At 61.2% G+C, this 20,199-nt stretch carries 15 protein-coding genes; 6 read left to right on the top strand and 9 right to left on the bottom strand.

Annotation, left to right across the window (positions count from 1 at the left end; all coding sequences use genetic code 11):
• Positions 1-9: 9 nt before the first annotated feature.
• From M8Q45_RS02080 to M8Q45_RS02065, 4 genes are all read right to left on the bottom strand, one after another.
• Positions 10-918, bottom strand: coding sequence for an ABC transporter permease (locus M8Q45_RS02080; protein WP_249873393.1), 909 nt, complete (start codon positions 916-918; stop codon positions 10-12).
• On the bottom strand, positions 915-1,955 hold the full coding sequence (locus tag M8Q45_RS02075; protein WP_249873392.1) for an ABC transporter permease: 1,041 nt from the start codon (positions 1,953-1,955) through the stop codon (positions 915-917). The genes M8Q45_RS02080 and M8Q45_RS02075 overlap by 4 nt, the downstream gene beginning before the upstream one ends.
• Before the next feature lie 34 nt (positions 1,956-1,989).
• A complete protein-coding gene (locus tag M8Q45_RS02070) occupies positions 1,990-3,612 on the bottom strand; it encodes an ABC transporter substrate-binding protein (RefSeq protein WP_249873391.1) in 1,623 nt (540 codons plus the stop codon).
• A gap of 70 nt (positions 3,613-3,682) precedes the next feature.
• On the bottom strand, positions 3,683-4,837 hold the full coding sequence (locus M8Q45_RS02065; protein WP_249873390.1) for a mandelate racemase family protein: 1,155 nt from the start codon (positions 4,835-4,837) through the stop codon (positions 3,683-3,685).
• A 267-nt stretch (positions 4,838-5,104) separates the two neighbouring features.
• On the opposite strand from M8Q45_RS02065, the gene M8Q45_RS02060 reads away from it, so the two are divergent.
• The 6 genes from M8Q45_RS02060 to M8Q45_RS02035 all read left to right on the top strand — a co-directional run bounded on the left by M8Q45_RS02060 (position 5,105) and on the right by M8Q45_RS02035 (position 12,114).
• Positions 5,105-5,521 (top strand): VOC family protein, encoded by a 417-nt coding sequence (locus tag M8Q45_RS02060; RefSeq protein WP_249873389.1) that lies wholly within the window; start codon positions 5,105-5,107, stop codon positions 5,519-5,521.
• Between the two features lie 186 nt (positions 5,522-5,707).
• The gene (locus M8Q45_RS02055; RefSeq protein WP_249873388.1) at positions 5,708-6,700 is read left to right on the top strand and encodes a TRAP transporter substrate-binding protein; all 993 of its coding nucleotides are present in this window, start codon (positions 5,708-5,710) and stop codon (positions 6,698-6,700) included.
• 125 nt (positions 6,701-6,825) lie between these two features.
• The gene (gene dctP, locus M8Q45_RS02050; protein ID WP_198796267.1) at positions 6,826-7,821 is read left to right on the top strand and encodes a C4-dicarboxylate TRAP substrate-binding protein DctP; all 996 of its coding nucleotides are present in this window, start codon (positions 6,826-6,828) and stop codon (positions 7,819-7,821) included.
• A gap of 66 nt (positions 7,822-7,887) precedes the next feature.
• Entirely contained in the window at positions 7,888-8,520 is a 633-nt protein-coding gene (locus tag M8Q45_RS02045) for a TRAP transporter small permease (protein ID WP_249873387.1), read from the top strand.
• Positions 8,517-9,800, top strand: a complete 1,284-nt coding sequence (gene dctM / locus M8Q45_RS02040) for a C4-dicarboxylate TRAP transporter large permease protein DctM (RefSeq protein WP_198796265.1) — start codon at positions 8,517-8,519, stop codon at positions 9,798-9,800. Before M8Q45_RS02045 ends, dctM begins: the two co-directional genes overlap by 4 nt.
• 406 nt (positions 9,801-10,206) lie before the next feature.
• Positions 10,207-12,114, top strand: a complete 1,908-nt coding sequence (locus M8Q45_RS02035) for an alkaline phosphatase D family protein (protein ID WP_249873386.1) — start codon at positions 10,207-10,209, stop codon at positions 12,112-12,114.
• On the opposite strand, the gene M8Q45_RS02030 is transcribed toward M8Q45_RS02035, so the two are convergent.
• The 5 genes from M8Q45_RS02030 to M8Q45_RS02010 all read right to left on the bottom strand — a co-directional run bounded on the left by M8Q45_RS02030 (position 12,115) and on the right by M8Q45_RS02010 (position 20,011).
• Positions 12,115-12,723, bottom strand: a complete 609-nt coding sequence (locus tag M8Q45_RS02030) for a LysE family translocator (RefSeq protein ID WP_030138618.1) — start codon at positions 12,721-12,723, stop codon at positions 12,115-12,117. It lies immediately after the preceding gene.
• A 199-nt stretch (positions 12,724-12,922) separates the two neighbouring features.
• Entirely contained in the window at positions 12,923-13,423 is a 501-nt protein-coding gene (locus M8Q45_RS02025) for a methylated-DNA--[protein]-cysteine S-methyltransferase (RefSeq protein ID WP_249873385.1), read from the bottom strand.
• Positions 13,424-13,651: 228 nt separating this feature from the next.
• Positions 13,652-16,387: a winged helix-turn-helix domain-containing protein gene (locus M8Q45_RS02020; RefSeq protein WP_249873384.1), complete on the bottom strand. Its 2,736-nt coding sequence runs from the start codon at positions 16,385-16,387 to the stop codon at positions 13,652-13,654.
• A gap of 362 nt (positions 16,388-16,749) precedes the next feature.
• Entirely contained in the window at positions 16,750-18,114 is a 1,365-nt protein-coding gene (locus M8Q45_RS02015; protein WP_030138615.1) for a DUF1329 domain-containing protein, read from the bottom strand.
• Positions 18,115-18,139: 25 nt separating this feature from the next.
• On the bottom strand, positions 18,140-20,011 hold the full coding sequence (locus M8Q45_RS02010; RefSeq protein ID WP_249873383.1) for a DUF1302 domain-containing protein: 1,872 nt from the start codon (positions 20,009-20,011) through the stop codon (positions 18,140-18,142).
• Between the last annotated feature and the right edge of the window lie 188 nt (positions 20,012-20,199).

The raw sequence follows: 20,199 nt of genomic DNA, 5'->3' as shown, positions 1-20,199 counted from the left end.
GGACTTTCCTCAGGATTGGCTGCGAGGGTCGAGGACGTCGCGCAAGCCGTCGCCCAACAGGTTGAAGGCCAGGCTGACCAGCATGATCGCCGCACCGGGCGCCGCCACCAGCCACCAGCTTTCGAGCATGTAGCGCCGCCCGGTGGAGATCATCGCGCCCCACTCCGGCAGCGGCGCCTGGGCGCCGAGGCCAAGAAAGCCCAGGGCGGCGGCAGTGAGGATGATGCTCGCCATGTTCATCGTCAGGCGGATGATCACCGACGACAGGCACATCGGGATGATGTGGCGCAGGATGATCCGGGTGCTCGACGCGCCTTGGAGTTGTACCGCGACGACGAAGTCAGCGTTGCGCAGCGGCAGCGTTTCGGCGCGAGCGAGCCGGGCAATCGGCGGCCAGGCCGTCAGCGCAATGGCGATCACCGCATGCTCCAGGCCCGGGCCGAGGGCGGCAATGAAAGCCAGCGCCAACACCAGGCTGGGGAATGAGATGAAAATATCGGTGATGCGCATGAACAGGCTGTCGACCCAACCGCCGAAGTAACCGGAAACCGTGCCGACCAGCAGGCCGATGGGACCGACGATCACCGTCACCAGCAAGACGATGTACAGCGTGATGCGCGAGCCATACACCAGCCGGGCGAACACATCGCGACCGTATTCATCGGTGCCGAACCAATGCGCGCTGCCCGGCGCTTGCAACGCGCCGCCAAGGTTCTGCAACAAGGGGTCGTGACCGGCGATCCAGGGCGCGAAGATTGCGACCAGGATCAGGGTCGAAACAACGACCAGGCCGGCGAACGTCATCGGGTTGCGCAGCAGGAAACGCAGCAGTCGAGTGGCGCTGGCCACCAGCGCAGCCGTACTCGAAGCGGGCAGCGCGGCGCTGCCGGCTGCGCTGGAAGCAAGGGGCAGGTTCATGAGCGAGTCCTCGGGTCGAAGATCTTGTAGAGCGCATCGCTGATCAGGTTCAGCGTCACGAAGATGAGGCCGATCAACAGCACGCACGCCATCACTGCGTTCATGTCGCCGAGCAACAAACTGCTCGTGAGGTACTGGCCGAAGCCCGGCCAGGCGAAGACGGTTTCGATCAGCACCGCACCTTCGAGCAACCCGCCGTAGGCCAGCGCAACGATGGTCAACAGCTGCACGCGGATGTTACCGAAGGCGTGGCCCCAGACAATCTTGCGCTGGGACAGACCCTTGACCCGAGCGGTGATGATGTACTCCTGGGACAACTGTTCGAGCATGAAGCTGCGGGTCATGCGGCTGATGTAGGCGACCGAGTTGAAACTGAGGATCACCGCCGGCAGCAGGATGTGCCGCAGTGCGCTGCGAAAGGCTTCCCAGTCGCCGGACCAGGCAGTGTCGATCAACAACAGCCCGGTATGTGTCGGAATCAACCCGTCATAGGCCAGGCCGATCCGCCCGACACCGCCGGCCCAACCCAACCAGGCGTAGAACACCAGGAAAGCCATCATGCCGATCCAGAAAATCGGCGTGGAGTAGCCGAACAGCGTGATCAGCCGAGCGACATGGTCACCGGCACGACCCTGATGGGTCGCTGCGTAGACACCCAGCGGCAGCCCCGCCAACACGCCGAACAGAATGGCCAGGGTCGCCAGTTCCAACGTCGCCGGAAACACCCGGGCGATGTCGGTGATGACCGGGTTGCCGGTCAGCAAGGCCATGCCGAAGTCACCGTGGATCAAGTCGCCGAGGTAGATCGCGAATTGGCTCCACAACGGCTTGTCCAGGCCCAGCTCCTGGTACACCTGGGCGTAGGCCGAGGCGTCGGCGTCCGGGCCGACGATGGCCAGCACCGGGTCCAGGGGCATCACCCGTCCGATAAAGAAAGTCAGCAGCAGCAACCCCAGCAGCGTCACCGCCACCGAGCCGCCGCGCCGGGTCGCCGAAGCGGCCCGGGTGGTCCAGATTGAAAAGGATGCAGTCGACATATTCATTCCTGCCTTGGCCGCATGGCCGTCGATTTCAGCGCTGCTTATAGACGTCGCGAAGGCGCGTGGTGGCGGCGGTGTGGCCGATGTAGTTGCGCACGTCGGCGTGGATCACCACCTCGTCGACCATCTGCGAGACCGGCATGATGGCCCCGGCCTGCTGGTCGTAGAGGGTCTGGACCTGGGCGTACATCTGCCGCTGGCGCTCGGGGTCGCGCTCGCGCTCGGCCTGCTCGATCAACTGGTTGAGCTGCGGATCGAAGAACGAGGTACGCCAGCCCTGGAAGTTGCTCAACTTGGCTTCGGTGCGGTTGTCCGGGTTGTACACCAGGGCGCGCAGGCTCGAATGCGGATGGCGCTCGGCCCCGCCGCCGCCACGCCCGACGAGGATGTCGAACTGACGGTCGCGCATCGCCCCGTAGATCTGGTTTCCGGTGCCGGTGATGATCGTCGCCTGGATGCCCGCCTGGGCCAGCGTCGCTTGCAGGCTGGTGGCGATGTTGATGAACGGCGGATCGGTCAGCGAACGGATGCTCACCTTGAAGCCTTCGGCATGTCCGGCCTCCGCCAGCAGGCGCTTGGCCTTGGCCACGTCCAGGCGATAACCCGGATCGTCCAGGCGCGCCGGCAAGCCCAGTTGCATCGGCCGTTGGTTGATCACGCCGTAGTGCGGCATCACCACGTCGTTGATGCCCTGGTAGTCGATCAGCAGGCGGATGGCCTGGCGCACGCGGATGTCCTGGAACAGCGGCTGCTGCATGCTCAACGCCACGTAGTACAGCGTGCCCCGGGCGATGCTCTGGATGTGCACTTCATCGACCGTGCCCAGGGCCTTGATGTCGGTGGCGGCCATGCCGCGGGCGACGTCCAGGTCACCGCGCTCGACCATCAGGCGCAAGGCCTGGGATTCGGTCATGTTGCGCATGATCACCCGGCGCAACTTCGGCGCGCCGCGCCAGTAGTCATCGTTGCGGCTCATCAGGATCACGTCGTTGGCGCGCCAGATATCCAGCTTGAACGCGCCGGATCCGGCCGTATGCGTGGCCAGCCATGCCGCGCCCTGATCGTCGCCGACCTGATGCTGCAAGGCTACCGAACGGTCAACGATGAAAGCACTGGGCGAGGTCGCCAACGTGTTGAGCACCAGCAGCGGATCGGTGCTGCGCGGCAGCTCCATGACAAAGGTGTGCGGCCCTTCGGCGCGCATCAGCTTGACGACGTTTTCGGCGGTGAAGCCGTAGGCTTTCCAAGTCGAGGCCAGGGCGCGATTGAGCGTGACCACGCGCTGCAACGACCAGGCGACGTCTTGCGCAGTGAGTGGCGCACCGGAGTGAAAGCGCACGTCGTCGCGCAATTGAAAGGTCAGGCGCATCCGGTCCGGGCTGATTTCCCAGCGTGTGGCCAGGGCGGGAATCAGCGTGTCCGGCTTCGCCGCGTCTTGCTCCAGGAGCATGTCGTAGACGTTGGCGTTGACCTCGGCAACCTCCAGGCCCGTCGCGGCAGCCGGGTCGAGGGACAGCAGGTTGATCATGCTCATGCCCACCACCAATTGGTCGATGGGCGTTTCGCCTTGGGCCAGGCTGACGGGCACCTGCACTGTGCACAGGGCCACGACGACACACAGCAGCCTGGTCAGGCGCTTGGGCCAGAGTTTCATGGTTCAGTCCTTTCTTATATTTATAAAGACTTTGTCGTCCGGGCCGTTCAGCCTCGGACGCAGTGCGCCATCAGTGCCGGGATAATGTATTGGCTTCGATATACGCGAAGTTGATGTCCTCGCCCAACCCCGGCCGATCCGACAGATGCACATAACCGTCGGCGTCCATCGGATCGACGATGCTGTTGAGGTGCGCCGGCACTTCCTCGTAGTCAAGGAACGGGTGCAGCAGGCCGCGCTCGTACCAACGGCAATTGCTGATTGCCCCGACCACGGCGAGGTTCGCCGCGCCGTTGCCGTGGACTTCGCAATCCATGCCGAACGACTCCGCCAGGTGCGCCACTTTCAGGCACGGCCCGATGCCGCCGACGCCAGCCACGCCAGCGCGCAGGATGTCACAGGATTTGTGCGTGACCCAACTGGCGCGGCTGTGGAATTTGCCGGCGATGCTTTCCGGGCCCAACACCGGTATGTCCAGGTTGGCCGCCAGCCAGGCGTAGGACTCGGCGGAATCTTCCATCATCGGCTCTTCGAACCAGGCGAAATTCAGCTTCTCCAAGGCCTTGCCGATGGTCAGCGCATCCATGCGGCTGTACCAATGGTAGCCATCGAGCATCAGGGCGATGTCCGGGCCAACCGCCTCGCGGACGGCGGCGCAGGCCTGGATGTCCATTTGTGGATTTGGCGCGAAGGCAATCGGCGGCATCCAGGTGTGCAGCTTGATTGCCTTGTAGCCGCGCTTGACCAGCTTCTCGGCAAACTGGCCGTACTCATCCGGCGTCGACAAACCGCCGGGCAAATCATCGCCGCACATCGTCGAGCCATAGGCCAGGACCTTGTCGCGGTAACCGCCGATGAGCTTGTGCACCGGCAACTTCAGCTTGCGCCCGGCCAGATCCCACAAGGCCTGCTCCACCAGTGCCAGGGCCCGATCGGTGAATTGCCCGGCGCTACCGCGCTGCCAGTGCGCCAGATCCTGCCAGATGCTCTCGCGGTCCATCGGATCGCGACCGATCAGCACCTTGCGCACGAAGGATTCGATGATGTGCGGGCGAATCAATTCAGGCGTACCGAAGGCATAACCCTCCGATCCGTCGTCGCAGCTGATTCGCAGCAGGGCCATCTTGATCATGACTTCGTCGCCGGGATGGGCGTGGCCGGCACTGTCCTGGGCGCGACGCGACGGGGTGGAAAAGATTTCGACGTTAACGCCTGTGATTCTCATGGGAGGGCCACCGTGTTGTTATTTTTTATTTGTATGTCGTCATACAACGTGGCGGATTATTCGAATGTTTCCGCCGGCGTGTCAACCCACAAAACCAAACAAACAGGAGATTTTTTCATCAAGCCATCTTTCCAAGAAAGATGACGACCTTAAAAGTCGTCATACCACGCGACTTTGTCATCGCAGTGAATCAGCTCGCTCCCTCTGCGGGAATTGTTGGGCTAAAGTGACTGGGTCATTGGCGCGACACCCCTCGCGGAGGCCGGTATGAAGGACTTCACCCTCGAACGCATCGACCACATTGTCCTGCGCGTAACCGACATTGAGCGCAGTCTCGCCTTCTACACCTCGGTGTTCGGCTGCGAGCTCAGGAAGCGTCGGGATGACCTGGGCCTGATCCACCTCGGAGCCGGTGCATCGATGATCGATCTGGTGGCTGTCGACGGCCCGCTTGGCCGCCAGGGTGGCGTGGCGGCCGGCAAGCAGGGCCATAACGTCGATCACTTCTGCCTGCGCATCGAACCGTTTGACGAGCAGGCCTTGATCGCTCATTTGCGCACAGCCGGCCTGGACGTCGAGAAAGCGCAGATGCGTTATGGCGCGGAAGGGAAAGGCTTATCGGTCTACTGCTTCGATCCGGATGGCAACCAGATCGAGTTGAAGGGGCCAACACTGGAGCCTTGAGCTCGCGCCGGCCTGCTGTTGCCGGGAAGACTGGTCGGAGAGGCCAAGACGGCCAGGCACCCAGCGTCTCCAAACGACTCTACAACATCCCGGCAGTCGGCGTTTTTTCTCCTAGACTTGCCATGTTTGCAGTTCGCCGGGGCCGGGATGAGCCCGAACGATAAACATAATTCCAAGAGAATCGCCATGCTCAAACCCTTATGGAACGCGCTCGCCTTCACGCTGGCTTTCACCACGTTGGGCACCGCTGTTGCGGACCCCATCGTCATCAAGTTCTCCCACGTGGTGGGCGAGCAGACGCCCAAGGGCCAAGGCGCCTTGATGTTCAAGAAGTTGGTGGAGGAACGCTTGCCGGGCAAGGTCAAGGTGGAGGTTTACCCCAATTCCACGCTTTATGGCGATGACAAGGAAATGGAAGCGTTACTGCTGGGGGACGTGCAGATCATTGCGCGTTCGCTGGCCAAGTTCGAGCAGTACACCCGCAAGGTGCAGCTGTTCGACTTGCCGTTCCTGTTCGACGACATTGCCGCGGTAGACCGTTTCCAACAGAGCCCCCAGGGCCAGCAATTACTCAAGTCCATGGAAAGCAAGAACATCACGGGCCTGGCCTATTGGCATAACGGCATGAAACAGTTGTCGGCGACCAGGCCACTTCGCCTGCCCGAAGATGCGCGCGGCCTGGTCTTTCGCGTGCAGACGTCTGCCGTACTGGAGGAGCAGTTCAAGGCAGTGGGCGCCAAAGGGCAACCGATGATTTTTTCGGTGGTGTATCAGGGCTTGCGTACGGGACTGGTCAACGGTACGGAAAACACCTATTCGAATTTCTACAACCAGAAACTGCATGAGGTGCAGAAATACGTTACCGAGTCCAACCACGGGATTCTTGATTACATGTTGATTACCACGTCGGACTTCTGGAACGGCCTGCCGCCGGATATCCGCACGGAACTGGAGAAGATCGTGGTCGAATCCACCGCCCATGCCAACAAGGAAGCGGAGCGATTCAATCAGTTGGACAAACAGCACGTACTGGACGCCAAGACCACCGAGATCATCACGCTCACCCCGCAAGAGCGAAGTGCCTGGCGCGACCAGATGAAACCGGTGTGGGCGAAGTTTGAAAAGGACATCGGCCCGGACCTGATCCAGGCTGCCGAAGCGTCCAACCCGGCGAAGTAATACGCGGCACTTGATGTCTCAATGCCCCGGCACGCTATTTTCTGCCTAGACTTGCAACTGTCCCACCGTGCGTTTTGTTTTGAATGAGCCCGCACGGGCAAAACTAAAAATAAAAGGAAACCCCAATGTTCAAACCTATGTGGAAAGCACTCGTCTGCACGCTGGCCCTCAGCGCGCTGGGCTCGGCCATGGCGGCCGATCCGGTGGTCATCAAGTTCTCGCACGTGGTGGCCGAACAAACCCCTAAGGGCCAGGGCGCGCTGCTGTTCAAGAAGTTGGTGGAAGAGCGTTTGCCGGGCAAAGTCAAAGTCGAGGTGTACCCCAACTCCTCGCTGTTCGGCGACGGCAAGGAAATGGAAGCCCTGCTCCTGGGCGACGTACAAATGATCGCGCCGTCCCTGGCCAAGTTCGAGCAGTACACCAAGACGGTACAGTTGTTCGACTTGCCGTTCCTGTTTGACGACATCTCCGCCGTGGACCGTTTCCAACTGAGCCCTGAAGGTCAGAAACTGCTCAAGTCCATGGAAAGCAAGAACATCACCGGCCTCGCCTATTGGCACAACGGCATGAAGCAATTGTCCGCCAACAAACCGCTGCGCGAACCCAAGGATGCCCGCGGCTTGAAGTTCCGCGTGCAGGCGTCCGCGGTGCTCGAAGAGCAGTTCAAGGCCGTCAACGCCAACCCGCGCAAGATGAGTTTCGCCGAGGTCTACCAAGGCCTCCAGACCGGTGTGGTCAACGGTGCGGAAAACCCCTACTCGAACATCTACAGCCAGAAAATGCATGAAGTGCAGAAGTACATCACCGAATCCAACCACGGTGTACTCGACTACATGCTGATCACCAACACCAAGTTCTGGAACGGCCTGCCGCCGGACATCCGCACTGAACTGGACAAGATCCTAGTGGAAGTCACCGCGCAAGTGAACAAAGAAGCGGCACAGCTCAACGAGCATGACAAACAGCGCATCCTCGATGCCAAGACCACCGAAATCATCACCCTCACGCCTGAACAGCGCGACGAATGGCGCGAGAAGATGAAACCGGTATGGAAGAAGTTCGAAGGTGACATCGGCGCCGACCTGATCAAGGCCGCCGAAGCCTCCAACAAGGCTCAGTAATGGGTCGGCCGGCGTTGCCGCCCTGGCAATGCCGGCCTGTCGTCCTCTTCGCAGGAGATGTCATCCATGAACGCCCTTCGGCGCACCTGGGAACACTTCGAGGAAGGCTTCATCGCTTTCCTCCTGGCCGCCATGACGCTCGTCACGTTCGTCTATGTGGTCCTCAACAACCTCTACGCGATTTTCTATAGCCTCGGCGATCATTGGCCCGCCGCCAGCGAATCGATGTTCGCCATTGGTGATAGCGTCATGGGCATGGCCCAGGCGATGACCTGGAGCAGCTCCCTGACCAAGGCCCTGTTTGGCTGGCTGATTTTCTTTGGTTTGTCCTATGGCGTGCGCACCGCCGGGCACATCGGCGTCGATGCGCTGGTGAAACTGGCGAGCAAACCGGTACAGCGTCTCATCGGCGTGATCGCCTGCCTGTGCTGCCTGGCGTATGCCGGACTGCTGGCAGTGGCGAGTTTCGAGTGGATCAACACCTTGATGATTGCCGAAATCGGCGCCGAAGACCTCGGTCATTTCGGCGTCATGCAATGGCATGTCGGGTTGATCGTGCCGGTGGGGTTCGCCCTGGTGTTCATCCGCTTCGTGGAAATTCTCGTACGCATCCTGATGAATCGTCAGACGGGCCTGGGCCTGGCGGATGAAGCAGCGGAAGCGATCAAACTCACCGAGATCGAGGAAGACAAGCCATGACCATTGCCTTCCTGTTCATCGCGCTGTTCGTGCTGATGTTCATCGGCGTACCCATCGCCATTTCCCTGGGCCTGGCCGGATCGCTGACGATCATTTTCTTCAGCCCCGATTCGGTACGTTCCCTGGCGATCAAGCTGTTCGAAACCAGCGAACACTACACGCTGCTGGCGATTCCGTTCTTCCTGCTGGCCGGTGCGTTCATGACCACGGGCGGTGTGGCGCGGCGGCTGATCGACTTTGCCAACGCCTGCGTCGGACACATTCGCGGCGGCCTGGCGATTGCGGCCGTGCTGGCTTGCATGTTGTTTGCGGCGCTGTCCGGCTCCAGCCCCGCGACGGTGGCGGCGGTGGGTTCCATCGCGATTGCCGGCATGGTGCGCTCGGGTTATCCACAAGCGTTTGGCGCCGGCATCGTCTGCAACGCCGGCACGTTGGGCATCCTGATTCCGCCGTCGATCGTGATGGTGGTGTACGCGGCCGCGACCGAAACCTCCGTGGGCAAGTTGTTCATGGCCGGTGTGGTTCCGGGGTTACTGCTGGGTTTCTTCTTGATGGTGGCGATCTACATCGTCGCGGTGAAGAAAAATCTCCCGGCTTTGCCCCGAGCCTCCTTGCGTGAATGGCTGAGCACGGCACGCCAGGCCATCTGGGGCTTGCTGCTGATGGTCATCATCCTCGGCGGGATCTATTCGGGAATGTTCACACCGACCGAAGCCGCGGCGGTGGCGGCGGTCTACTCGGCGTTCATCGCCCTGTTCGTCTACAAGGACCTGTCGTTCCGCGAGACGCCGAAGGTGCTGTTGGAGTCGGCCAAGCTGAGCATCATGCTGATGTTCATCATTGCCAACGCCATGCTTTTTGCCCACGTGTTGACTACTGAGCAGCTACCGCAGCAAATCACCGCATGGGTGATCGATGCCGGGCTGACGCCGGTGACCTTCCTGCTGGTGGTGAACATTGTGCTGCTGATTGCCGGTGCGTTCATGGAGCCGTCGGCGATCATCCTGATCCTGGCGCCAATCCTGTTCCCCATCGCGATGAAACTGGGCATCGATCCGATTCACCTGGGCATCATCATGGTGGTGAACCTGGAAATCGGCCTGATCACGCCGCCGGTGGGCTTGAACCTGTTCGTCACCTCGGCGGTGACCGGCATGTCGCTGACGGCCACCATCCGCGCGGCCATGCCGTGGCTGATGATCTTGCTGGCGTTCCTGGTGTTGATCACCTATGTGCCGTGGATTTCGCTGGTTCTGCCGAACTGGTTGGGAATGAGCTGACCCTGTGGCGAGGGCGCCTGCTCCTGCCGAGCCTTCGTAGGAGCTGGCGAAGGCTCGGGCCGCGTTCGGACGATCTTTTGATCTTCTGATCTTTCGCTTGAAACTCAAGTGACCTTGGAAAGATCGCAGCCTCGCTTCGCTCGGCAGCTCCTACGAGCTTTTGTAGGAGCTGGCGAAGCCTGCGATCTTACGATCTTTCGCTTGAAACTCAAGTGACCTTGGAAAGATCGCAGCCTCGCTTCGCTCGGCAGCTCCTACGAGCTTTTGTAGGAGCTGGCGAAGCCTGCGATCTTTTGATCTTTCGCTTGAAACTCAAGTGACCTTGGAAAAGATCGCAGCCGCCACAGCCCTTGGGCGCATTGCGTTATGATCCCTGCTTCCTTCTGAAGCAGAGCTTTTCCTACGAATGTTGCCGCCCCCTTCCGACACACCCACCGCCCTTCCCTGCGTCCTCGTCGGTCCGCTGCTGCGGCGATTGGAACCCCGGCGGCTGGTGATGTGGCTGGTGGGTTCACGACCCTTGACGTTGACTTTGCGCCTCGACGGAGCAGGCGATCTCGCACTCGACGCCACGCGCTGCACGGTGGTGCCCGTGGGGCGGCAGGCATTCGTGCATTTGATCGACGTGCATCTCGAGACCGCCCTGCCGCTGGATGTGACGATTGATTACGACCTGCTGGTAGACGGCACGCCCATCGTCGAATGGGCGCCGCACCTGCTGTACGGCGATGCGAAGTGCCCGAATTTCGTGCTGCATTCGCGCATCGGGCAACTGGTCCATGGCTCCTGCCGCAAACCCCACTACCCGGCCAACGACGGTTTGCTCTGTGTCGACCGGCTGTTGGCGCAATCTCCCGAGCAAAGGCCGGCGTTGTTGATGATGAGCGGCGACCAGGTGTATGCCGACGATGTCGCCGGGCCAATGTTGCGGGCGATCCATGCCTTGATCGAGCGCCTGGGGCTGTTCGAAGAATGCCTCGAAGGTGCGGTGGTTGAAGACAGCGCCAAGCTTTACCAACACCCCGCCAGTTATTACCACCGTGCAGACTTGCTGCCAGCGCTCGAAAGCAACGAAACCCTGCGTGAGCGATTTTTTGGCGGGGCACGCAAGCCAATCTTCACCAGCAGCAGCGCCGACAATCATCTGGTGACCTTCGCCGAAGTCATGGCGATGTATTTGCTGGTGTGGTCGCCCGTGCCGTGGACGTTGATCGACCCGCAACCACCCGAATTGACCGCCGAACGACGCCAGCGCTATGACGTGGAACAACAGCGTATCGAGGCCTTCAAGGTCGGGCTTGGCGGCGTGGCCCGGGTGTTCGCGCACCTGTCGTGCCTGATGATCTTCGACGACCACGACATCACCGACGATTGGAATTTATCCGCGCAGTGGGAGGAAACGGCCTACGGGCATCCGTTCTCCAAGCGCATCATTGGCAACGCATTGGTCGCGTATATGCTTTGCCAGGGCTGGGGCAATAACCCGGACGTGTTTGGCGAGGTGATCCAGCAAACCGTGGCGTTATGCGCCACCGCCGAGGACCGCTACCTCGACAGCGCGCCGCAGGACACGCTGATCGACACGCTGCTCGGTTTCCAGCAATGGCACTACGTGCTGCCGAGCACGCCGGCGCTGGTGGTGCTCGACACCCGTACGCGCCGCTGGCGCAGCGAAAACAACCTCAAGCAGCCGTCGGGCCTGCTGGACTGGGAAGCGCTGAGCGAGCTGCAACAGGAATTGCTGGACCATCCCTCGGCGATCATCGTGTCACCGGCGCCGATCTTCGGCGTGAAACTGATCGAGACCATGCAGCGGGTGTTCAGTTGGTGCGGTTATCCATTGCTGGTGGATGCGGAAAACTGGATGGCCCATCGCGGCGCGGCCCAGGTGATCCTGAATATTTTCCGACATTCACGTACGCCCGGCAGCTACGTGGTGCTCTCGGGTGACGTGCATTATTCCTTCGTCTATGAAGTATTGATCCCACATCGCAAGGGTGGCCCGCGCATCTGGCAGATCACCAGCAGCGGCATCAAGAATGAATTTCCACCGGCGCTGCTGGAGTGGTTCGATCGACTGAACCGCTGGCTCTATTCCCCCCGATCACCCTTGAACTGGTTCACCAAGCGCCGCAGCATGCGCATCGTTCCCCACGTCCCGGAACACGCCGAGGCCGGGGAACGCTTGTGGAATTCGGCGGGAATCGGCCAGGTGTTTTTCAATGAACAGGGGCAACCGGCGGACATCTACCAGCACAACGCCAACGGCCAGCCGCCGACACGCATGCTGGCGCCGAAGTCGCCCCCAGGCTGATCACTTGCTGGCCGAGGCCATCAGCACGCCGAAGGAAAAAAACGTCAGGCCGGACAACTTGCCGACAACGCGTGTGCCTTGGCGCGTGGATAGCCAGCCCCTGGCACGGCTCGCCATCAGCGCATAGCCACTGTGGATGCCGATGACGAGCAGGCCGTAGGACGCCACCAGCAGGAGAAACTGCGTGTAATAGTTGCCTGCCGGCTCAATGAACTGCGGGAACACCGCCAGGAAAAAGAACCCGGCCTTGGGGTTGAGCAACTGGATCGACAACGCCTCGACAAATCGCCGCCAAGGACGTGAAGGCGTGTCATTGAGGGTCGGAATGAAGGTCTTGGTGTTCCACATCTTCACGCCCAGATACAGCAGGTAAGCCGCGCCGATGTACTTCAGCACGGTGAAGGCCGTCGCCGACGTCGCCAGGATCAAGCCCACGCTGCTGGCCGAGATCCCCGCCACCAGGAAACCGCCCAGGGCGATGCCGAGGATACCGGGCAAGGCGCCGCTCCAGCCGTGACGCACCGAGTTGGACAGGGTCAGGACCACGCCCGGACCGGGGCTGAGGATGGTCAGGGTTGCGAGCAGCAGGAACAATCCATAGCTGGCCATAGTGGCTCCGTTGGCGATTTATGTTTGCAGGCGACAGACACTGTAGACGGATTCCGGATCCTGCATTGAATTTTCATCTGGCACAAAATTCATTGTGGGAGCGAGCCTGCTCGCGAAGACGGCAGCAAGTCCAACCGCTGTGTCACTGGACTACAGCTTTCGCGAGCAGCCTCGCTCCCACAGGGGATTGGGGTTGGGCTCAGAATGCAAGCTGCAGGCTCTGCTGGCCTTCGAGGCTGAGCAAAAACTGCTTGACGGCGAGGCCGCCCGCGAAACCGGTGAGGCTGCCGGACGTGCCGATGACGCGATGGCAGGGCGCGATGATGGAGATCGGGTTGCGTCCGTTGGCTGCCCCGACGGCGCGGGTCGCGGTCGGCTGGCCAATCTGGATGGCAATGTCGCGGTAGCTGCGGGTCTCGCCGAACGGGATCGTCAGCAAAGCCTGCCAGACCCGCACCTGGAAATCAGTGCCGGCGAAGTCCAGGTCCAATTCGAAACGGCGGCGCTGGCCGGCGAAATATTCCAGCAGTTGACGCTCGGTTTCCTTGAGCGTCGGGTGCCCGTCGTCTGGCTCCAGCGGCCCGAGGCGCACACGATTGAGCCGTTCGTTTTCCCACAAGATAGCCGCCAGCTTCGTGCCGCGGGCGACGAGGATCAGCTCGCCGACAGGGGATGGGATGGTTTTGTACAACGGCAACATCGAATGGATCCCTTGACTCACGCGTAATGGCTTTTGTGGCGAGGGCGCTTGCTCCCGCTGGCTGCCCTGTAGGAGCTGCGTAGGAGCTGCCGAGCGAAGCGAGGCTGCGATCTCTTCTCCAGCCACCTGAATCCCAAGATCAAGATCAAGAGATCGCAGGCTTCGCCAGCTCCTACAGGGCAACCCAGCGGGAGCAAGCTCCCTCGCCACAGTTTTGTCACAGCAACCTCATCCCAACAACCCCAACGCCTTCGCCCGCGCCACGGCCTGGGTGCGGCGTTCCACGCCGAGTTTACTGTTGATATGGCTGGCGTGGGTTTTCACCGTGTGCAACGAGATGAACAACTGCTCGCTGATTTCCTGGTTGGAACAGCCTTGGGCGATCAGTTGCAACACCGCACGCTCACGGCTGCTGAGGGTTTCGACCGGCGTCGTGGATTCGGTGGCTGGCGTCGCCGCCGACGGCAGAGACTCGAGCAGTTGTTGGCGCAAATCGCTGGGCGGTGCCTGCAACAATTGCTCGCGCAGCCACTCGGGATGTTCTTTCAACAACCACTCGAAAGGTTGCAGCACCCCGCCGATGGCGGCCTCGAAGGCTTGGGCCAGGGCGTTTCGTGCTTGCGGCTCACGCTCCACAGCGAGCAGCAACGCGACCTTCTGATTGAGCACCATGACGCTGAGCATTTGCCGCCCGGTTTGCTGCGCGTGCTCCAACAACGCATCGAGGCGCCCTTCGGCCTGCATCGGCTGCCCGCGGATGGATTCCAGCAACGCTTGTTGCAGTTCGACGTGCAGTGGCAGTTGCGGATGGAATTCCGGAGGCGCGGCAGCCCGTTCGCCGGTGTAGGTCTGTCCCAGTCGCGCCAACCAGGCTTCGGCCAGCTCGGTGCGGCCCTGGGCAAGCCAGAGTTCGCATTTGACCAGGGTGACCATCGCCAGGTAATACACCGGCGGAACGTCCCAGATATGCATCAGGCGCTCAGCCTCGGCCAGTTCGGCAAAGGCCCGGGCGAACTCGCCGTTATAGCCTTCGACGCGTGCAATCACGCAATGGCCGATCAACACACTGATGTCACGGCAGGCCCTGGCTTCGGTCAGGCCGGCTTGCAACCGGGCCAATCCAGCCTGGGATTGCATGCGCAGGGTCAGCAGAAATCCCTCGTACAGGACCAAGCGCGCCCGCACCGCGTACAACCGTTGTGGCGACAATCCATGTAGACGTTGCAGCCCTTGTCTCACCTCTTCGAGCGCTCGCAGGATCTCTCCCCGGGCTTGCAGCACCCGGGCCCGATCGTAATGGGCCAGGGCCTCGAAAAGCGGATTGCCGACCCGTTGCGCCAGCTCCAGGGAATCCCGGTTCAAGGCACGAGCCCGCCACAAGTCGCCATCGGCAATCGCCAGGTTCGACAGGGTGGACAAGCACATCAGGCGTTGGCCATAGCGTTTTTGCGGCAGGCTTTCCAGGGCTTCGGTGCAATAGCGCAACGTGGCCGCGCGGTCGCCACGGCCCCGGGCGACGATACCGCTCAAGGCGAGCCATTGCGCGAGCATGGACTTTTGCGCGGTGGCCGATGGGGCGGGCAGGAAGCGGCTCAAGTGTGCGGCCAGTTCCTCGGCAGCATCCAGTTGGCAGGCCAGGCCCAGCGCCCAACTGTAGAGCACGATCAACCTCGGGGTGCTGATGAGCAGGCTGTCGGGCAAGTCCATTTTCCAGCGCAGCAACATGCCGACGTTCTGCTCGGCCAGCAGTTGCTCTTCCGACAGGTTCTGCACCAGGTTCGCGGCCACGTCCAGGTGCCCGGCCCGCAACGCCTGCTCCACGGCTTCGTCGATCAAGCCCTGGGCGTTGAACCAGCGGCAGGCCCGAAGGTGCAGGGTCGCGGCCGGCACCATGGCCGGCGCACTGGGACGGCTGCGCAACAGGTCGGAAAACAGATGATGGAAACGGTACCAGTGGCCATGTTCGTCCAACGGCACCAGGAACACTTGGTGCGCGGCCAGGTATTGAAGGATTTCCTGACTGTCATGGGCATCGCGCACCGCATCGCACAGTTCGCTGCAAAAGCGCTCTTGCGGGGCGATGTCATAGAGAAACGCCTGCACCTCGGCGGGCAGGCAATCGATCACTTCCTCCAGCAGGTAATCGCGGATCAGCCCTTCGCCACCGTGCAGGGCCTGGGGCAGCCGCCCGTTATTGCCGGCCTCGGAAGCGGCGAGCAACCAGAAACGCAGCCCGGCCACCCAGCCTTCACTGCGCAGGATGAGGCTTTCCAGCGCCTCCCCGCGCAGTGAACTGCTGTGATGCTGGAGCAAGGTCAGTGCTTCGTCGTGGGTCAGGCGCAGGTCCTGCTCATTGAGTTCGAGCAATTGCCGCGACAGGCGCAAGCGCGCCAGGTGCCAATCCGGCCGCTGGCGACTGGTGACCAGCACCAGCAACCCGTCAGGCAGGTGATTGAGAAAGAACTGCAGGCAGCGATCCAGCACCGGGCTCTGGGCGAGATGGTAGTCGTCGAGCACCAATAACAAGGGATCGCGGGGGGATAGGTGCGCCGACAGCTCATCGAGCAGACCGTCGAGCCATTCTTCGAACGCGAAGGGCTGATGGCGCTGGCGCATTTTCAGCAGGCCCAACGCCCGACCGCCCAATTGCGGGAAAAATGCCTGGAGCCCTTCGAGCAGCCGTTCCAGGAAACGCCCCGGGTCGTTGTCCCTGGCGCTGAGCCCCAACCAGAGGCTGTGCCAGTGGGCCGGCAGGCCCTGGCAGAACTCCACGGCCAGCGAGCTTTTGCCGAACCCCGCCGGCGCACTCACCAACAGCAACCGGCCACCAAGCCCGGCACCCAGGCGCTCGCACAACCGCGGCCGCACGACATGGCCGTCGGGCAAGGGTGGGCGGTAGAAGCGCCCTTCCTGTACCGCAATGGCTGCGCGGGAAGAATCCGGAAGTGAAGACAAATCAGTCATGGCCGGCTCTTGTTGAAATGCGGGTGGCGGCGTTGCAGATGTCCGCAGACTAGCCGTAAACGGAGAGGTATTGAAGGGAGTGCTACAAATGGCTACAAAAAGGTACAAATGGTTGGTCGCTGTCGTGGCGAGGAAGCTTGCCGCCGGTCAGCCTTTGTAGGAGCTGGCGAAGCCTGCGATCTTTTGATCTTTTGCCTTGGGATTCAAGTGTCTTGGAAAAGATCGCAGCCTCGTTGCACTCGGCAGCTCCTACACAGCTCCTACACAGTTCCTAAAGCTCTTAAGGGGATTTGTGTTGGCAAAAAAAACGCCCCGAACCAGTCGGGGCGTTTTTTCGAGGATGCGGCCTCGGGTGGAGCGATTTAGCGAACGCCTTCCTGGCGCAGGGCCGCCGGGGTGAAGTCGCTGGTGGACGCGGTGAAGCCGAAGTCGTAGGCCGATTTCTCTTCGTTCTTCATGCCCAGGGCCAGGTAGCGACCGGACTGCAGGTCGTAGATGACTTCCATGGCGTACCACGGCACTTGCTTGTCGTAGTAGTTCTCGGCATGGGCTTCGGCCACGCGCCACAGCTGGCCACGACCGTCGTAGTGATCGATGACCGCGGCTTGCCAGGTGTCTTCGTCGATGTAGAAGTCACGCTTGGCGTAGATGTGGCGCTGGCCTTCCTTCAAGGTCGCGGTCACGTGCCAGACGCGACGCAGTTCATAGCGCGCCAGGTCCTGGTTGATGTGGCCGGCCTTGAGGATGTCGGCGTACTTGAGCTGCGGCGAATCGATCTTGTGGCTGTTGGAGGCGATGTACAGCTCTTTCTTGCCTTCCAGCTTCCAGTCGTAACGGTCCGGCGCGCCGTTGTACATGTCCAGGTTATCGGAGGTGCGCAGGCCGTCGGCGGCGGTACCCGGGCCGTCGTAGGCGACTTGCGGGGCCTGGCGCACGCGGCGTTGGCCGGCGTTGTAGATCCAGGCCTTGCGCGGCTCCTTCACCTGGTCGAGGGTTTCGTGCACCAGCAGCACGGTACCGGCCAGGCGCGCCGGTGCCGTCACTTGCTGCTTGAAGTAGAACAGCACGTTGCCCGGATTGGCCGGATCGAAGCCCTTGATCTTGTCGCGGAACACGAACTGATCCTGGAAGTACACGAGGTTGTACGAACCGTTGGGCTGCGGCGTGGCCTGGGTCACCAGACGGGTCACGCTGCCGCCGCGATAACGGGTGATGTGGTTCCAGATCACTTCCAGGCCGCTCTGGGGAATCGGGAACGGCACCGCCGTCTCGAAGTTCTCCAGGCCGTTGCCAGCGCCCACCAGCTTGGTGTTCACGGCGTTTTTCTTGATGGAGGCCAACACGTCATCCGGCACGGTGGCGCCGCGATGGGTCGGGTAGACCGGCATCTTGAAGGTTTCCGGGTAGCGCTTGAACATCGCGTACTGGCCCGGGGCGAGCTTGTCCTTGTACTGGTCGACGTTCTGCGCGGTGATGGTGAAGACCGGTTTTTCACTGGCGTACGGGTCGGAGAGGAAGCCCTTGCCGTCCACGCTGCCGGCGTTCTTGGCCATGGGTTTCCAGGCTGTAATCGAACCATCGGCGTTGCCGGCCATCTCGGCGCCCATCGGCGTCAGGCTCTTGCCCAGCTTATCGGCCTCGGCGGCAGGCACGGCGGCCATGACACTGGCCGCCAACAGGGATAGCCCCAGCGCACCGACTTGCAACAGATTCTTTGTTATTTTCATAGTGTGTCGTCCTGAAATACGGTGCTTAGAAGTTCACGCCGACGCTGAGCGCCAGGAAGTCGCGATCATCCACGGTACTGAAATCCCCGCCAAAGAAGTTGGTGTAGGCCAGGCTCGCGTTGTAGGTGTTCTGGTACTCGGCATCCAGCCCGAGGCTGACGGCCTTGCGACCTTCCTCGAAGTTGGCGCCAGGACCTGGCGAGTAGCCTTTCACGTCATGGGACCAGGCCACGTTGGGCTTGAGGTTCACACCGGCGAAGACGTCCGGGTAGTCCCAGATGGCGCGAGCGCGGTAGCCCCAGGAAGTGGCGGTGGTGAAGCCGTCGTTGTTGCAGTTGCTGTTGACGCCGCTGAGGGTCTGGCCGCCGCCTGCGGCGGTCGATGTGTTGAGTGTGTTGCAGAAGCCATTTGGCAGTTCACCCGGCCCGAATACCGGATCACGACCGTAGCGAACGTCGGATTTGCTTTCCAGACCGCCCACATGTGTCACACCGATCTCGCCCACCAGGGTCAGACGACTGGCGCCCATGACCTGATCGAGGAAGTGGGTGAATGTGGTCTGGAACTGGGTGATTTCCTTGCGACGGTAGCCGTGCAGATCCTGGCCTGGTACGCCTGTCAGCAGCGAAGCATTGTCGAATGGACGACCTCCCGGGCCGAAATTGATCGGGCGAACACCCGCGAACAAGATATCGGTGGTGCTTAGTTGAACCGGTGCATTCGGCCGATAACTCAGTTCGCCGCTCCATGCCGTACCGGTAGGCAAGGTGGTAGAGAAGCTCAGGCCGTAGAGACGAATATCTTCTGGATATTCGACGAAGTATTCCGAGTTGCCCGCTACGAGCACCGGCGCCGCTTGACCAAGGCCCGGTGCGATGTTGTAGATGGACTGCGGAGCACCAGTGGCACTGAAAATTGGTGCTCGACTGTGATAGTTGATGAAGTAAGCGCCGAATTCGGTGTCCAATGGCTCGAACATGTATTTCAGGGAAGCACCCCATTGGCCACTGTCTCGGGCATCGCGGTCCGCGCCACGACGCACGAGTACGCCTTCACCGTTTATGTCGACGCCCAATGCATCCAATCCGGCTAATTGGCCCGCTGTAAAGTTGGAGCTTGGACTCAAAACCCGCAAATTATCCGAGCACCCATCCGCAATCACATCCGGCTGCGAGAAGAACGTCCCGCAGTTATCCACAACCGTCTGGTCCCACTCGATCTGGTAGAACGCTTCAGCCGACAAGTTGTCGGTCAAACTCTGGGACACATAGAACATGTTGACCGGGATCAGACCTTCCTTGACCTCGGCGCCTGGGCGACGGAACGCGGACACGTCGACCGGGTTGATGGCGTTGATACCGCCCTGGATGAAGGTGCTTTCACCCCAGCTGACAACCTGCTTGCCCAGGCGGACCGAGCCCGGTTGATCGGCAATCGCGTAGTTGTGATAGACGAACGCATCGAGGATCTGGCCGCCAGAGGACTTGGCGCCTTCCTTGCGGTTGCTGTCGCTGATGTCTTTGAAAAGACGATTTTCGTCCTTGAGTTCAAAGTCGTACCAGTATTTGCCACGCACAAACACACCGGTGTCGCCGTACTTCAGTTCCAGGTCATGGATGCCCTTGAAGATCTTCGAGAAGGTTTCCCCTCGCTTGAAGTTCAGGTGGCCGTCATCGGAGGTCTGGGACAGGCCCTTGCCGCCGTTGTTCACACCGATCAGATCGCGGTTGGCCTTGGCCGTGGACCAGCTCGCGCCGACCGACAGGGACGAATCGAACTGGCCTTCGATTTCACCGATGTTGAAGCTGACGCCGAATGCAGGGCCGGCGAGCGAGGAGGCAAGACTGACGGCCAGCGGCAATTTTGCCCGGCGCCAGAAAGTGTTTGCTGAGGTCATCGACGCAACTCCATGTGTTTTATTGTTATGGCAGTGGGTATTTCCGGAAACCCTTCGCCGTGCTGGCACGTGCGTCCCATTCCGAAAATCCTTGAGCGGACTATAGCCAGCAGGTAGTACGGCTTGATCCCTCTAAAGTGTGATTTGTAGCCCGCGACCACTCTGGAACAGTCCTTCGCCAGGCCGAC

The organism is Pseudomonas sp. T1.Ur (assembly GCF_023516725.1).
Lineage (GTDB): Bacteria > Pseudomonadota > Gammaproteobacteria > Pseudomonadales > Pseudomonadaceae > Aquipseudomonas > Aquipseudomonas alvandae.
This window is presented reverse-complemented; position numbering and strand designations above follow the sequence as displayed.